A 14,938-nucleotide genomic window follows, 5' to 3' on the forward strand; every position below is an offset into this window, starting at 1 on the left:
TCTTGCAGGAAAAATCTGATCAGATAAATTTTTTATGAATATAGAAAATTAGGTTTTCAAAACTAATCCACTTGGATAGTATTAGGGATGCCGCGCTTAAGAATGGAAGGCACGCAAAGTGCCGAAGGTTCTCACAATTAACCCTTAAGCAACTTAAAAGGGTTAACTCCAGGTTGAATGAGTTTGCAGGTTATACGCTTGCCAATCCCTAAAACCCGAAAGGCGACCCTTTCGGATTTTTTGTCAGAAAACTATTAACCGACCAATTAAAAATTGGTTCTCGCGGTTGATTACCCTGTCGACTTTTAAGGCGGCACATGGGCGTTAAGTCTGTGCGAAGGGTTGTCCTCCCTGGTTTTGTTTGAATCTTACTACCAGGTGCGGAGCTCAAAGAGTCTTAGAGGACCTTTAGAGATCAAGGAAGAAATAGAAGTGGAGTATTAGGCAATGCGTTGGAATTGGTGGCAGAACCTCAGGGGATTTCCTCCTCTGGTCTGGATAATATTAGTAGGCAGTTTTTTTAGTCGTGGCACTTATTTTATGGTTTGGCCTTTTCTGGCCATTCTTCTTTTCAATAAATTTGAGTTGGGTGCAGCGGAAATTGGCTTGATTCTCAGTGCCTCAGCAATTGGTGCGGCGCTATTAGGCTTTTTTGTGGGGGCTTTGTCTGATCGTTATGGACGTCGGAATATCCTGCTATTAGGTTCGCTAATAAACTTATGTTCTTTTGCCCTACTGGCAGTGACCCAGACATTAGCGGGATTTATTCTGGCGATGACTCTTTGCTCAATTGGTCGCGCCGTTTGGGAACCGCCAGCTAGCGCATTGATTGGCGACTTAATTGATAACCAGGCGAGTCGTGAGTTAGCTCTGCAGCTGCGTTACTTTCTTATTAATGCGGGAGCGGCATTAGGGCCCATTGTTGGTGTCTGGGCGGGGCTTAGTGCGCAGCAGTCCACCTTTGGCTTAACTTCTCTCAGTTATCTGCTTTTGGCGCTGGCGTTTATTTGGGGATTTGCAAAAACAGAGAAGGGACAGCTCGCAAAGAGCAATGGTGATGGTTCTGTCGATTTAGGCAGTACCCTGGCGATATTGCGCAGGGACCATGTGTTTATGGTGGTGATTGTTGCCAATATTCTCACGATGTTTATCTATGCCCATATGGATTCCAGTCTGGTGCAATATCTGACACGGGCGGAGGCTCCGCGATTGGTTGAGCTGATATCCAGTATGATCTTTGTGAACGCAATGACCATCGTGTTATTGCAGTTTCCACTCATGCAGTTGATGCGCAAGCTGGATATTAATGGGCGAATTATGATCGGGCTGGTGATATTGGCCGCGGCACAAATGTGGTTTGCCCTCAATCCGGTGCACTGGTTTTGGGGCTGGATGGGGGCGACCTTTGTCCTCAGTTTGGCTGAAGCGATTCTCTTTCCAACCATGAGTGTACAGATAGATCGGTTGGCGCCTGAGCATTTACGCGGTACCTATTTTGGGGCCTCTTCCTTTTACGCTCTTGGTTGGGCCCTGGCTCCTTTGGCTGGAGGGGTGGTTTTAGAGTGGTGGGGTGGACCGACGCTTTATTGGATGTTGCTGGCGCTTTGCGGTGTAGTATTCGCGCTTTATCGCACAACAGCTTACCTCTCCCGCCCACAGTGGCCGGAGCAGAAAGAGCAGACAATCTCTTCAGGTGAAAGTGCCAAAATCACTGGATAGTTAAAAAGAGGTTTTTCAGATATAGAAATAGATGGTGTCTGTGAGGCATAAAAAACGGGAAATCCAGTAGTAAGCATGGAGTTTCCCGTTCTGATTTGCCTGAGAAAATCCCCGACAAGAATATTGCCGGGGAATTTTTTTAGATCTCTGCGGCGAGGCGTGAGCCTTGGTCAATGGCGCGCTTGGCGTCGAGTTCTGCGGCTTCGTCGGCACCACCGATTAGGTGGGTCTTTACTCCGCGCTCCTGCAGCGCTTCATACAGTTTGCGAGCAGGTTCTTGGCCGGCGCAGACAATAATGTTATCCACTTCCAACAGCCGCTCTTCATCGCCTACACGAACATGCAATCCCTGCTCGTCAATTTTGTCGTAAAGAGCACCGGCAATCATCTCAACCTTACGGTGTTGCAAGCTGCCACGGTGAATCCAGCCAGTAGTTTTACCCAGGCCCGCACCCACTTTGGTGGTTTTGCGCTGTAGCAGATAAACCTGGCGAGGGGTGCTTACCGCTTCGCGGGGTTTCAGGCCAGAGCGCTGTTCCAGCTCAATATCCACACCCCATTCACTAAAGAACTCTTCTTTATCGCTGGCAACCACTTCCTCTTCGGTAGAGTGGGGGCCGTCGTGAGTCAGGTATTCCGCTACGTCGAAACCGATACCGCCCGCGCCGATAATGGCCACTTTTTCGCCGACTGGTTTCTTGTGCTTCAGTACGTCCAGATAACCCAACACCTTGTCGCTCTCAATACCGGGGATCGGTGGAGTGCGCGGCTCGATCCCGGTGGCGATTATCACTTCGTCAAAAGACTGCAGGTCTTCTGCGGTAGCGATAGTGTTGAGTTTGACCTCAACGCCAGTCACTTCCAGGCGACGCTTGAAGTAGCGCAGGGTTTCCTGGAATTCTGCCTTGCCGGGAATCTGCTTGGCGATATTAAACTGGCCACCGACTTTGTCGCTGCCTTCAAACAGGGTTACCTGGTGTCCGCGCTCGGCGGTAACGGTGGAGGCAGCCAAACCAGCGGGGCCGGCACCGATAACAGCAACTTTTTTCACGTTTTCGGTAGGCAGGTAATTCAGCTCAGTCTCATGGCAAGCGCGTGGGTTGACCAGGCAGGAGGTGAGTTTCAGCTGGAAGGTGTGGTCCAGGCAGGCCTGGTTACAGCCAATACAGGTATTGATTTCATCGGCGCGGCCCTCTGCGGCCTTGTTGACGAAATCGGAATCTGCCAGGAATGGACGCGCCATGGAGATCATATCGGCCTGCCCGGAAGCCAGCACTTCTTCGGCCACTTCCGGCACATTGATACGGTTACTGGCAACTACCGGGATAGACAGGTGCTGTTTCACCTTGGCGGTAATATCGGTAAATGCGGCGCGGGGTACATTGGTGGCGATAGTGGGAACGCGCGCTTCGTGCCAGCCAATACCGGTATTGATAATCGTGGCGCCGGCTTTTTCGATAGCCTGGCCCAGGGCCACTACTTCGTCGAAGTCACTGCCGTCTTCCACCAAGTCCAGCATGGACAGGCGGTAGATAATAATAAAGTCTTCTCCAACAGCCTCGCGCACACGGCGAACGACTTCGATCGGCAGGCGGATACGATTCTCGAAGCTGCCGCCCCACTCATCGGTACGCTTGTTGGTGCGCTTTACGATGAACTGGTTAATAAAGTAACCCTCGGAGCCCATGATCTCTACGCCGTCGTAGCCGGCTTCGCGGGCCAGGGTGGCGCAGCGTACGTAATCATCGATCTGGCCTTCGATTTCCTCACTGGTCAGCTCGCGCGGAGTGAAAGGGTTGATCGGAGCCTGGATGGGGGAGGGAGCAATCAGGTTTTCGTTGTAAGCGTAGCGGCCGGTGTGCAGGATCTGCATGCAGATTTTGCCGCCTTCGGCATGAACGGCCTCGGTCACTTCCCGATGCTGTTGAGCCTCTTCTGGGGTGTTCATTTTAGAGGCACCCTTAAATACGCCACTCTCTTCGTTGGGCGCGATACCCCCCGTTACAATCAGGCCAACGCCACCGCGGGCGCGCTCAGCGTAGAATGCCGCCAAACGGGTAAAGCCACCGGGGTGTTCTTCCAGGTTGGTGTGCATGGAGCCCATCAGCACCCGGTTTTTCAGGGTGGTGAAGCCCAGGTCCAGGGGGGCAAGCATATTAGGGTAGGCTTGGGACATGGCAAAATTCTCTTCTTGTAACCTTTGGGGTTCATTTATATATGCAAAAAAGTGCATATCGTTGCCCAGCAGGATAACAAGAGCCTTTGACGCGAAACAGTGACCTTTCCGGTCGAATTCAGTGATCAATTCCTGACGTTTTATTAAGCTATTTGCGTCCCATTCTCATTTGGATGAAATGCTTGTTTTTAAAGGGATTTTCCTCTGTTCACTTACACAGCCAAAACCGCCAGAAGTTGCTCTCGCAGCCAGCGATTGGCGGGATCTTCTTGTAGATTTTTGTGCCACAACAGGTGCCAGTCCATCAGGGGTATCTGGAACGGCAGTTCAAATAGGCGTGCCGAATACTGACTGGCCAGACTCGCCGGTACAGTCAGAGCCAAATCGGTGCGTAATACGATTAAAGGTGCCACTCGGTAGTGTTGTACACGCAGTTTGATGGTGCGTCGACGCCCCAGTTTATTCAGTGCTATATCCGCCAACCCAGGACCCGTGCGCCTACTGGAAACATGGATATGTTCCAGTTGTAAATACTGTTCCAGTGTCAGGCTCGACTCCCCAGCCAAGGGATGCTCATTGCGCAACATACAGAGATAACGGTCCTGGTGCAGGCGCTGTTGTTGCAGTTGGGGCGCTGTTGCCAGAGGGACATCCAGGGCGAAATCCAAGGTATTGGCGGCCAGTTCCTTGGCAAGCTGATCCCTGGGCACGTGAAATGACTCTACTGTTACACCCGGCGCTTCTTTTTCCAGGCGCTCTAAGAGAGGCGGCAGCAGTAGGGTTTCTGCCATGTCGTTCATAGATAGTCGCAATGTTTTGCGTGCCAGGGCGGGGTTGAATTGGCGGTGTTCATTCAGGCTGGTACCCAGTAGGGAAAGGGCCTGCTGCACCCTGGGCATGATGGACTCCGTAAGAGGGGTGGGAGTCATGCCGGAGGGGCCGCGAATAAATAATGGGTCGTCCAGGGTACGGCGCAGACGTGCCAGGGCATTACTCACCGCAGGCTGAGTGATATGCAACTGCTCAGCCGCACGGGTGAGGTTACCCGAGTTATAAATGGCCTCCAGAACCAAGAACAGATTCATATCCATTTTTTGCAGCTGCATCTGTGCCTCAATCATAATCAGTGTGAATGATCATATATTCGCATAATAAACTTTGATGATTCAAACGAGAGGACTAGGGTTGGAGTTCCATAAAAAGAGGAACTCGCTGTGGCCGAATCAATCGTGGTGCGCCATGGACAGGCGTCCTTCGGCGCCGATGATTACGACAATCTCTCCGATATCGGCTGGCAGCAATCCCGCTGGCTAGGGGAATACTGGCGGGGCACTGGCCAGAAGTTTGACCGGATTTTCTGCGGCAGCCTGCGCCGTCATCGGCAAACTACCCAGGGTATCTGTGCAGGCCTTGGCATCGACTTAGAGGGCCACTTGACGGTGGTTCCCCAATTGAATGAGTTCGACTTCCTTGAAGTAGCTCGCCTCTACAGTGAGAAAAAATCCACAGCTACCCCGGGCCCCAATGCACCCCGTGCCGACTTTTACCGCTTTCTAATGCAGGGCATGCTCGCCTGGTCTGCAGGGGAAATTGCACCGGCAGAGAGTTGGCAGGCATTCGAAAATCGCATTCGTGAAGTTTTGGATTTAATCAGCGATAGCCCCAAAGGCAGTAAAACTCTGGTGGTCAGTTCCGGTGGGGCTATTGCCATGATGGTGCGGCAGGTATTGGGCGGTCCCCCCGAATCGGTGATCAAACTCAATATGCAGATACAGAATACCGGCACTACCCGTTTTTTCTCTAGCGCAGGGCAGGGGCTCAGCTTGAACAGTTTTAATCACGTGCCTCATTTGGAGAGAGATGAGCGCCACGCTTCCGTGACTTACAGCTGAATTAAAACCTACAACACAATTAAAGGTGAAAAGACATGGAGTTTGAATATTCAGAAAAGGTACAGGGCCTGTTGGAGCGGCTCAAAAGCTTTATGCAGGAATATGTATATCCTGCTGAGAGTACTTATATACAGCAGTTACAGGATGATCCCTGGGGCGAGCCCCCTATTATGGAGGCTCTAAAAGAAAAAGCCCGTGAGGCTGAGCTGTGGAATTTATTCTTACCCGATTCCCGCTTTGGTGCCGGCCTTACCAACTTGGAATATGCGCCTTTGGCGGAGGAGATGGGCAAGGTCTTATTTGCCTCAGAAATTTTTAATTGCAGCGCTCCGGATACCGGTAATATGGAAGTGTTGGCCCAGTACGGATCGGAAGCGCAGCGGGAAACCTGGCTGAGGCCATTGCTGGAGGGCAATATTCGCTCGGCGTTCGCCATGACCGAACCCAAGGTGGCCTCCTCCGATGCTACGAATATTGAAACTTCTATCGTGCGCGATGGCGATGAATATGTGATTAATGGTCATAAATTTTATATTAGTGGCCTGATGAATAAGCGCTGTAAGGTCATGATTGTGATGGGCAAGACCGATCCCACTAATCCGGATCGGCATCGCCAGCAATCGCAAATCCTGGTTCCCACAGATACCCCTGGGGTAAAAATAATTCGGCCCATGCAGGTATTTGGCTACGACGATGCTCCGGAAGGTCATGCGGAAGTGATTTTTGAGAATGTTCGGGTGCCTGCGTCTAATCTGATTTTCGGAGAAGGGCGTGGTTTTGAAATTGCCCAGGGGCGTTTGGGACCGGGCAGAATTCACCATTGTATGCGTCTGATTGGCCAGGCCCAGCGCGCCCTGGAAATGATGGCAGGCCGCGCGGAAAATCGTATTGTGTTTGGTCGCCCGATGAGCAAGCAGGGCTCAGTGCGGGAGGATATTGCCAGATCTGCCTGTGAAATTGAGCAGGCACGTTTGCTAACTTTAAAAGCTGCGGCGCAAATGGATCGACTTGGCAATAAAGCGGCCAAAGACCTGATTGCCATGATTAAAGTTGTTGCACCGCAAATGGCCTGTAAGGTGATTGACCGCGCTATCCAGATTCACGGTGCGGCAGGGTTGAGCCAGGACTATAGCTTGGCCCACCACTATGCTTACGCGCGGACTATCCGTTTAGCCGATGGACCAGATCAAGTACATATGATGCAGCTGGGGCGCAACTTGGCTGCCCGTTATGCCGCAGAGACTGCACAGGGAGAGGAGCATGTCTGAAACCGTAAAGGAGTCACGTAACTCAGTGGAAGCTTTGCCGCTGGAAAAGTTGCAGGAATACCTCAGCGCAAATGTTGAAGGTTTTTCCGGGCCACTGAAAGTCAGTAAATTTTCCGGCGGTCAATCCAATCCCACCTTTAAGCTGGAAACGCCTTCAAATACCTATGTATTGCGTCGGCAACCCCCGGGAAAACTGTTGAAATCTGCTCACGCAGTGGATCGTGAGTTCCGTGTTATGTCTGCACTGGCAGATACCGATGTACCGGTGCCCAAAGTTTTTCATTTATGTGAAGACCGGGATTTGATCGGTTCCATGTTTTACCTGATGGAATACTGTGAGGGGCGGATCTTCTGGAATGCTTCAATTCCCGAAGTGGACGCCCCTGCGCGCAGTGCTATGTACGATGAAATGAATCGAGTACTCGCCGCTTTACATAGTCTCGACATCGACTCTTTGGGCTTATCTGATTACGGCCGCCCAGGAAATTATTTTCAGCGGCAGCTGGAGCGTTGGACGGGGCAATATCGGGCTTCCGAGACACAGCCTATTGCGGCGATGGAAGAGTTGATTGAATGGCTTGGCAGTGCGCTTCCGGAAGACGATGGTCGGATAGCTCTGGTACACGGTGATTACCGCCTCGACAATATGATTTTCCACCCTAAAGAAGCCAAAGTGATCGCCCTGCTGGATTGGGAACTTTCTACGTTGGGCCACCCATTTGCCGATCTTGCCTATCAGTGCATGCAAATGCGTATGCCTGCTGGGGGTGACAAGATGTCCGGCCTGTTGGGGCTGGATATTGCCTCGCTGGGTATCCCCTCTGAACAGGCCTATGTGGCCAAGTATTGTGAGCGTATGGGGATTGAGGGCATTGATCACTGGCCTTTTTATTTAGCGTTTAGTTTTTTCCGTTTAGCGGCGATAGTCCAGGGCGTGGCCAAACGCGCACAGGATGGCAACGCCTCTAATCGCAATGCGGCCAGCCTCGGCGCCCTGGTAGCGCCACTGGCACAAACGGCAATGAGCATTGCCAGTGAGGCGAGTTAGTTAGAAGGTCATCTCGATACAATTTATTTCGCTTTTTATTGTGCTTTGGAAAAATGATAAGGATAAAAAAATGGCAAAGAATCTTTTTGATCTCACCGGAAAAATTGCTCTGGTAACCGGTGCGAGCCGAGGTATTGGTGAGGCAATTGCAAAACTTTTGGCAGAGCAGGGCGCCCATGTGCTGGTATCCAGCCGAAAAATTGAAGGCTGTCAGGCTGTTGCCGATGCGATTGTCGATGCCGGCGGTAAAGCGGAAGCGGTGCCTTGCCATATCGGCAATATGGAAGATATCCAGAAAATGTTTTCCGATGTCCGCGAACGCTTTGGGCGGCTGGATATCCTAATTAACAATGCGGCTACCAACCCCTATTTTGGTCATATTCTTGATACCGACCTCGCGGCTTTTGAAAAAACGGTTGAAGTGAATATTCGTGGCTATTTCTTTATGTCTGTGGAAGCGGGCAAGTTGATGCGTGAGCAGGGTGGTGGTGTGATTGTGAATACTGCCTCGGTCAATGCCCTGCAGCCTGGTGTGGGGCAGGGAATCTATTCCATCACCAAGGCGGCAGTAGTCAATATGACCAAAGCCTTTGCCAAGGAGTGTGCCCAGTTTAATATCCGTGTTAATGCCCTATTGCCTGGGCTGACCAAAACCAAGTTTGCCGGGGCACTCTTCACCCACGAGGATATTTATAAAACCGCAATCGGCCATATCCCTATGCACCGTCACGCCGAGCCTGAGGAGATGGCGGGTACAGTACTCTACTTAGTTTCCAACGCCTCCAGTTACACCACGGGCGAATGCGTAGTGGTGGATGGCGGAATGACTTCCTGTGGGGGAATTTAATATGCAAGATCCAATATTGGATTTCGACAACCAGGTTGCCCTAATTACCGGCGCCGCCAGTGGTTTTGGCAAACTGCTGGCTAAAGAGTTGGGATCTCGCGGAGCGCGCTTGGTACTTGGAGATATTAATGAAGAGGGCCTGATGCAACTCGCTGATGACCTGGGTAGTGATGGTATCCAGGTGCGCGCTCAACGTTGCGATGTTTCCTCTGAAGCGGATTGCGTTGCTCTGGTGCGACTGGCCGAGTCTGAGTTCGGTGGCCTGAATATGGCGGTTAATAATGCCGGTATCGCTCCGCCGATGATGTCCCTGAAGCAGACTGACGAAGCGATGATGGACCATCAATACAATGTAAACCTGAAGGGCGTATTTTTCGGTCTCAAACACCAGCTGCCATTAATGAAAGATCGTGGCGGTGTGGTTCTCAATGTTTCCTCTATGGCAGGGCTGGGGGGTGCACCCAAAATTGCCTCCTATGCGGCCGCCAAGCATGGGGTTATTGGACTGACCAAAACTGCAGCAATGGAAAATGCCAAGTACGGTATTCGAGTGAATGCCATTTGCCCATTCTATTGCCTGACGCCAATGGTGACTTCTGTGGAGGCCCCAGGGGCCAGCCCGGAAGAGGTTCAGGCTTTTCTCGCCGAAGGTTGTCCGATGAAGCGTCTTGGTGAGCCGGAAGAAGTAGTAGCGGCTATGTTAATGCTACTCTCTCCGAAGATGACTTATGTTACCGGCCAGGCACTGGCTGTGGATGGCGGTTTATCGGCTTATTGATAGCTGAGGTGGATCAAAATAGGTGCTGTTAATACCTGCACTGCCACCCCTGAAGATTTATTGCCGAGCAAGGGAGAAGGCAGATAGGTGTTAACAGCCCACAACCTGATATTTTTTTGGTTGATGAAAACCAGTCCGCGATGGAGAATCCTAAAAGCAAGTTTATTGCGAAAGGTTTTTGCAGATATTGGCTTCTGGTGCAACGCTATATCGCTTTAGGAGAGCTTCGTATATTCCTTTATTGCATAGCTGTCTGAGACCGTGATTGAAGGCATCTCTGTCTGCTTTATTTTTAAATGCCATTTTAAATGTCAGAACAGGTACAACGATTGTATGGATATCGACCTCATTCATAGAGTGGCCATCTTTAGAGGAGAAATAAGAAAAAATACTTTTATCAATGATTATAATTGAGTTGTCTTCCCTCCAGAATTCCTTTACCTGATCTTGAGAGCTTTCTAATTCTACATAATTCTTTGCACCTATCTTTCCGGGAGAGAAGAGCTGGCTAAATTCTGGCCCAAGATCCTTGTGTGCTCCTGTCCAGGTTATTACGTGGTGTCCTACTAGATCCTTTAGTTGATTGATTTTAATTTGATCTTTTTTACGGCTGATTGCGTAGTTGATAAAAGCTATATAGTCATTTGAATAATAGAGGTCTCCATTATTTCCGTGTACGTTCGCTTCGGCCTCTGCCATACCTCGCTCTATTGCTCCAAGAATCTCCCCCCAGCCCATTTGGATAAAAGAGATGGTGTAATCTGGAAGAGACTGGGTGATGACATCAACTTCTAACCCACTCTTCGCTTGATTGATGACATAGGGGGGGGCATCCTGAGATATGGCAATTTTCAATTCTTTGGCGTGGCTTGAGAAGGCGAAGCAGATCAGGAGTAGGCTAAGATGCGATAATATTTTTGCTGGCATATTGATTTCACTTGCTTAGCGGATATCTGAGGTTAATAGGGTAATGTAGATATATTAGGCTAAAGACAATATTTTTTTTGATATGGAGTTTTTGTCTTTTTTTCAAAGGGGGCAAAGGAATATGAGTCTTCGATGTAATAAGTTATTAATGAAGATAGTGTTCTAAAGGGAATATTCAAAGTAAAAATTGATTTCTAAAAAGAATATGGGAAGTCTTAAAGGCGCTGGGAGAGACTCTATAAGAAGATTAGAGATTACTCAGCGATGAATTAACTGTTTCCCGAAGTGAATCATGGGTAAACCATCTATTGATACGAACCCAGAAGCAGCCAAGAAACCAGTTTGGGAGTAGATGGTTGAAATTAAGTGATCACTTATGCTGAGGAAAACTGCTGGGGTTTATGAGTAGGTTATCTTTCTGCTCTCTCTCTAGAGTTTTAAGGGTAAAGAATTTTTGTTGCTACTTTTTATCGCTGTCTTTGAGTTTAAGAAGTCAGAGCGAAGCAAGAGATTGACGGACGATGTTTAAATGGGAAACCGGCATCCCTCTTCTAAAGAATGCACCGGTAAAGTCAATTTCTTGAACTTTTATAAAGTTAGAGACTAGTGGGCTTCCCCAGTAAGGATTTGTTCCCCACCAGCCATATCGACCAGCGCTTCTGGGGTTTCTCTGCAGAAAATTGATCGCTTGCTGAACATTGTCATATCTGAGATAAAAAATTCTATTATCGAAGACACTATGTGCATCGAAGATTATCAGGTGGTTTAGGGATATGCCTTTGCGACCGAGTAAATTGGCCAGGTTGATGGCCGTGGTTCCCCCACGGCTGTAGCCAAGCAGTAATAAGTGCTTCTGCTGTAGAGATGCCCCCACTAGAAAATCCCGGGCTTTACTTTTTTCAGTTGGACCGAACATGGCCCCACCCATTTCGGTTACCCAAGCCCTCAAAGCTTGGTTATCACCGGCATTGGAGCCACCCGCGCCATAGATGCCCACCACGGCCAGCTCACTCTTTGTAACTTTATTGTTTATAAGTGTCATTTTGCACTGCAACGACACTGATGCTTAAGTGTAGAAATAGACGTAGCACACTGGTAAGAGAGCTACTGTTTCTATGGCAGAATCCGACAGCGTTTCTGCGCTGCCTTACGCAGTTCTCGGGGTAAGACCGGTTCCGCAATATTATTTTGTTGTTGGCGCCATTCTTGGCAAAGAGCAACATAGTTTTCGGCACTAACCTGGCTGCGTAATGTCTGCCATGGGTCTTCCTTTACTTCAGGTTCTGGCCGAGGAGGTTGCCACTGGGCAATTTCTTGAGTGGTTAGTTGAATCTCATGATTCTGAGTCATAGCGGGGGTTCGGGCACCAAGGTGCTGTGCCGGATGTACCAACATTAAAAAAGCGGTCACCAAAGCGCAACTCAGGGAGGCTCCGGATAAGATTCGGCCTATATCCTTTTTCGGTTGATAGCCTTTTGCCTGTAATAAGATTCCACTGTCTAACTGTTGCGGTGAGGTAAAAGCTGACGCCTCTTCGCGGTATTGGTGCTCCCAGTTACTCATGCTTCTACCTCAATCACTCTTTTATGGCCTCCACTTGCCAGGGTTTTGCTTGAGATCCGTAGATCAGGGTTTCAATTTGTTGTCGAGCCAACTGGTAATACTCTCGACATTTTTTCAGTGAAATACGCTCTATATCCGCTACTGAGGCCAGGGAGAGTTTGCACTCCATATGCAGTAATAATACGTTGCGCTGAAGCTTGGGGAGTTTTTGAATAGCTGCGACAACCTTACTCTCACTGGTTAATGCCTCAGATTGTGTAGTGCTGTCTACATGTTCCCGTAGAGCTTTGTTGACTTGAATAAACAGCCAGTTTCTAAATAGCCGGCCATGAAGTTGCGGAGGGTTCTGTAAGATATTTTCCCACAGGGCCTGTAGCAACTGTGTGGTTGAAGAGGGTGCCATTTGTACGCAGTAGCGATAGAGAGCGTCTTTGTGGCGGTTATACAGTGGCTCAAATACAGCAAGACTGCGTTTCTCCCGGTAATGCTCGAGCAGTTTTTCATCAGAAAATTGTTGGAACGCTTTGCGAGACAAAGTGTTGTGCCTCCGTACGCAGTGAACCCGAAAGCCAGAGGTGGCTTAGGTCTGGATTTATGCGTCGTTGATCATAAAAATTGTAGTCGGTTTAGACATTAAATTTTTTATCCAAGTGAACAACTTTGGGTGCCTATTGCTTTTAGATCCGCCCAAGTTCTCTTGGCCTGCGAAGTATAGATGCCCCTGCTTAGCCAGGGCTTACAGAGGGTAACGGGTAACGCCATAACTTGATGAACGGTCGTTTGGCGCTTTAAACCTTTTTCTGAAGGGTAATTGGCGCGCAATGAATTTTTTTGACTCAAAAATTCTCTTAATAAAGAGTGTTTTCTTTAAAATTGTCGATGTTCGCTTTGTTTGAAAATATGACAGAAAAAATGCGACCGGTTCTGCGGGGGCAGGGCAAACTATTTATAAAAAATAATTTGCTTGAGAAGTCTCCCGGTTAGTGATGTGTCGGCAAATCCGGCAGTGGTAGAGGCAGTTGTAAGGGACCGTGTTCGGCGCGCAGATCTGTTAGCCTCAGACCTACGCCAAGCAGGCGAATGGGAGTCGATCGTTTATCCCAGCATTCCTGCAGTAACTGGCGAAATTCAGAAATTCGACCTGCGCGACTATTGCGTTCATGAGTACTCTGGGAAAAGTCAGCATATTTTACCTTTACGGTGGCACCATTTACCTCATAACGATCACCGAGTTTTTCCAGGCGTTCCAGCAGTCGCGTATACAGGTGAGTCATTTCCTCCAACCATTCGTTAAACTCACAGAGATCCTTGTTAAAGGTGCGCTCCACACTGACACTCTTGCGAGAGCCATCTCCACTCACTGGGCGATCGTCGATGCCGCGGCTCAGTTCATAGAGACGGCGCCCAAACTTCCCAAAGGTTTTACTCAACTCCACCTGGGAATAGCGCCTGAGGTCGGCACAGGTGTGAATTCCTTGGCGGTGCATTTTCTCTGCTGTTACTCGGCCCACACCATGGATTTTGTTCACCGGTAAACGCAATACGAATTGATCTACTTCCTCTGGCGTGATTACCGTGAGTCCATCGGGTTTACGCCAGTCACTGGCGATCTTGGCCAGGAACTTGTTTGGGGCAACGCCGGCTGAGATCGTAATGCCAAGGGTCTCTCTCACTCTTTGGCGGATCTCCTCCGCCATTAATGTAGCGCTACCGTGGCAGCGCCCACTATTACTGACATCTAGAAAAGCCTCATCCAGCGAAAGGGGCTCAATATCGTCACAGTAATCGAGGAAAATTTCGCGGATCTGCTGACTGACTTCACGGTATTTGGCCATGTTGCCGGGTACTACAATCAAGTCAGGGCAGAGTTTTTTGGCCTGGGCGGTTGGCATGGCGGAGCGCACGCCGTAACTGCGAGCTTCATAATTGCATGTGGAGATTACCCCGCGGCGGTCACTGCTACCACCTACGGCGAGTGGGCGCCCGCGAAGATTGGGATCGTCTCGCATTTCGACCGAAGCGTAAAAACAATCACAGTCGCAGTGGATAATCTTTCTCATGCTGTGATTATATACAGTGTTTTATGGCGCCAGGAAGTTATTTCTGCCTTTAGACAGAGCCGGTTTGACAACGGATAGGTGAACGATGAGTAGCATTCCTTTAGTGGAGACCCCTGATTCAGATGAAGCCATCAGGGTATTTGCAGAAATTCAGGATGAGCTGGGTGGGATTCCCAGCCTGTTTAGGATTTATGCCCACCACCAAGGACTGCTGCTAGCTAATTGGCAGAAGTTCAAGGCAGTGATGTTACACGGCTGTCTTTCCGCCCAGCTGAAGGAGGCTATTGGCTTGGCGGTCTCTGCGGATAATCACTGTGATTATGGCATTTACCACCACAGTACCTCCCTGCAAATGCTCGGGGTAACCCCCGATGAAGTCATGCGTATTCGCACAGATCCAAAGAATGTGCACTTTTCCGAGAAGGAGCATGCGCTGTTTGACCTAGCTCGCAACGCCAATACATCCCCAGACGATCACCGGCAGCACCTGATCGCTGAGGCACGCAAGCTGGGAGCGGGGGATGATGAGTTATTGGAAGCCTTGGGGGTTATGGAGCTGGTGCTGGGCTTCAACCACCTGGCAGAAGTGCTGGATCTGGTGCCAACCAGAACGCCCCACCAAAAATAACCCCGGTGAATTGCCGGGGTTAAATCTTGTAT

The 14,938-nt window shown here is 49.7% G+C and carries 14 protein-coding genes; 7 read left to right on the forward strand and 7 right to left on the reverse strand.

All coding sequences use genetic code 11. From position 1 onward, the window contains the following. Positions 1 to 447 precede the first annotated feature (447 nt). Complete coding sequence (locus MJO52_RS06320) at positions 448 to 1,719, forward strand: MDR family MFS transporter (RefSeq protein ID WP_286037009.1); 1,272 nt, start codon at positions 448 to 450, stop codon at positions 1,717 to 1,719. Between the two features lie 139 nt (positions 1,720 to 1,858). Here the strand turns inward: MJO52_RS06320 and MJO52_RS06325 are convergent, their stop codons facing one another. Together MJO52_RS06325 and MJO52_RS06330 are read right to left on the reverse strand one after the other, a co-directional pair. Next, positions 1,859 to 3,895 carry an NADPH-dependent 2,4-dienoyl-CoA reductase gene (locus MJO52_RS06325; RefSeq protein WP_252085102.1) on the reverse strand — a complete coding sequence of 679 codons (2,037 nt, stop codon included), beginning with the start codon at positions 3,893 to 3,895 and terminating at the stop codon, positions 1,859 to 1,861. 212 nt (positions 3,896 to 4,107) lie between these two features. Further along, complete coding sequence (locus MJO52_RS06330) at positions 4,108 to 5,001, reverse strand: LysR family transcriptional regulator (protein ID WP_252085103.1); 894 nt, start codon at positions 4,999 to 5,001, stop codon at positions 4,108 to 4,110. A gap of 108 nt (positions 5,002 to 5,109) precedes the next feature. On the opposite strand from MJO52_RS06330, the gene MJO52_RS06335 reads away from it, so the two are divergent. The 5 genes from MJO52_RS06335 to MJO52_RS06355 all read left to right on the forward strand — a co-directional run bounded on the left by MJO52_RS06335 (position 5,110) and on the right by MJO52_RS06355 (position 9,728). Then, a complete protein-coding gene (locus MJO52_RS06335) occupies positions 5,110 to 5,787 on the forward strand; it encodes a histidine phosphatase family protein (protein ID WP_252085104.1) in 678 nt (225 codons plus the stop codon). Positions 5,788 to 5,822: 35 nt separating this feature from the next. Continuing rightward, on the forward strand, positions 5,823 to 7,055 hold the full coding sequence (locus MJO52_RS06340; RefSeq protein WP_252085105.1) for an acyl-CoA dehydrogenase family protein: 1,233 nt from the start codon (positions 5,823 to 5,825) through the stop codon (positions 7,053 to 7,055). After that, a complete protein-coding gene (locus MJO52_RS06345) occupies positions 7,048 to 8,103 on the forward strand; it encodes a phosphotransferase (protein WP_252085106.1) in 1,056 nt (351 codons plus the stop codon). The genes MJO52_RS06340 and MJO52_RS06345 overlap by 8 nt, the downstream gene beginning before the upstream one ends. Positions 8,104 to 8,173: 70 nt before the next feature. Then, positions 8,174 to 8,950: an SDR family oxidoreductase gene (locus tag MJO52_RS06350; RefSeq protein WP_252085107.1), complete on the forward strand. Its 777-nt coding sequence runs from the start codon at positions 8,174 to 8,176 to the stop codon at positions 8,948 to 8,950. A 1-nt stretch (position 8,951) separates the two neighbouring features. After that, positions 8,952 to 9,728: an SDR family NAD(P)-dependent oxidoreductase gene (locus MJO52_RS06355; RefSeq protein ID WP_252085108.1), complete on the forward strand. Its 777-nt coding sequence runs from the start codon at positions 8,952 to 8,954 to the stop codon at positions 9,726 to 9,728. 162 nt (positions 9,729 to 9,890) lie between these two features. On the opposite strand, the gene MJO52_RS06360 is transcribed toward MJO52_RS06355, so the two are convergent. The 5 genes from MJO52_RS06360 to dinB all read right to left on the reverse strand — a co-directional run bounded on the left by MJO52_RS06360 (position 9,891) and on the right by dinB (position 14,278). Next, a complete protein-coding gene (locus MJO52_RS06360) occupies positions 9,891 to 10,655 on the reverse strand; it encodes a substrate-binding periplasmic protein (RefSeq protein WP_252085109.1) in 765 nt (254 codons plus the stop codon). Between the two features lie 493 nt (positions 10,656 to 11,148). Continuing rightward, complete coding sequence (locus MJO52_RS06365) at positions 11,149 to 11,697, reverse strand: hypothetical protein (RefSeq protein ID WP_252085110.1); 549 nt, start codon at positions 11,695 to 11,697, stop codon at positions 11,149 to 11,151. Positions 11,698 to 11,768: 71 nt separating this feature from the next. Next, a complete protein-coding gene (locus MJO52_RS06370; protein ID WP_252085111.1) occupies positions 11,769 to 12,218 on the reverse strand; it encodes a hypothetical protein in 450 nt (149 codons plus the stop codon). A gap of 13 nt (positions 12,219 to 12,231) precedes the next feature. Next, positions 12,232 to 12,753 carry an RNA polymerase sigma factor gene (locus MJO52_RS06375; protein WP_252085112.1) on the reverse strand — a complete coding sequence of 174 codons (522 nt, stop codon included), beginning with the start codon at positions 12,751 to 12,753 and terminating at the stop codon, positions 12,232 to 12,234. Positions 12,754 to 13,198: 445 nt separating this feature from the next. Then, positions 13,199 to 14,278, reverse strand: a complete 1,080-nt coding sequence (gene dinB, locus MJO52_RS06380) for a DNA polymerase IV (RefSeq protein WP_252085113.1) — start codon at positions 14,276 to 14,278, stop codon at positions 13,199 to 13,201. An 85-nt stretch (positions 14,279 to 14,363) separates the two neighbouring features. On the opposite strand from dinB, the gene MJO52_RS06385 reads away from it, so the two are divergent. After that, the gene (locus tag MJO52_RS06385) at positions 14,364 to 14,906 is read left to right on the forward strand and encodes a carboxymuconolactone decarboxylase family protein (RefSeq protein WP_252085114.1); all 543 of its coding nucleotides are present in this window, start codon (positions 14,364 to 14,366) and stop codon (positions 14,904 to 14,906) included. Positions 14,907 to 14,938: the final 32 nt, after the last annotated feature.

Origin of the sequence: Microbulbifer variabilis, assembly GCF_023716485.1 — a bacterium.
Classification (GTDB): Bacteria; Pseudomonadota; Gammaproteobacteria; order Pseudomonadales; family Cellvibrionaceae; genus Microbulbifer; species Microbulbifer variabilis_B.

Coding starts and splice junctions, on each gene's coding strand:
- MJO52_RS06320 (WP_286037009.1), top strand. CDS start 448: ATGCGTTGGAATTGGTGGCAGAACCTCAGGGGATTTCCTCCTCTGGTC.
- MJO52_RS06325 (WP_252085102.1), bottom strand. CDS start 3,895: ATGTCCCAAGCCTACCCTAATATGCTTGCCCCCCTGGACCTGGGCTTC.
- MJO52_RS06330 (WP_252085103.1), bottom strand. CDS start 5,001: ATGCAGCTGCAAAAAATGGATATGAATCTGTTCTTGGTTCTGGAGGCC.
- MJO52_RS06340 (WP_252085105.1), top strand. CDS start 5,823: ATGGAGTTTGAATATTCAGAAAAGGTACAGGGCCTGTTGGAGCGGCTC.
- MJO52_RS06345 (WP_252085106.1), top strand. CDS start 7,048: ATGTCTGAAACCGTAAAGGAGTCACGTAACTCAGTGGAAGCTTTGCCG.
- MJO52_RS06350 (WP_252085107.1), top strand. CDS start 8,174: ATGGCAAAGAATCTTTTTGATCTCACCGGAAAAATTGCTCTGGTAACC.
- MJO52_RS06355 (WP_252085108.1), top strand. CDS start 8,952: ATGCAAGATCCAATATTGGATTTCGACAACCAGGTTGCCCTAATTACC.
- MJO52_RS06360 (WP_252085109.1), bottom strand. CDS start 10,655: ATGCCAGCAAAAATATTATCGCATCTTAGCCTACTCCTGATCTGCTTC.
- MJO52_RS06365 (WP_252085110.1), bottom strand. CDS start 11,697: ATGACACTTATAAACAATAAAGTTACAAAGAGTGAGCTGGCCGTGGTG.
- MJO52_RS06370 (WP_252085111.1), bottom strand. CDS start 12,218: ATGAGTAACTGGGAGCACCAATACCGCGAAGAGGCGTCAGCTTTTACC.
- dinB (WP_252085113.1), bottom strand. CDS start 14,278: ATGAGAAAGATTATCCACTGCGACTGTGATTGTTTTTACGCTTCGGTC.
- MJO52_RS06385 (WP_252085114.1), top strand. CDS start 14,364: ATGAGTAGCATTCCTTTAGTGGAGACCCCTGATTCAGATGAAGCCATC.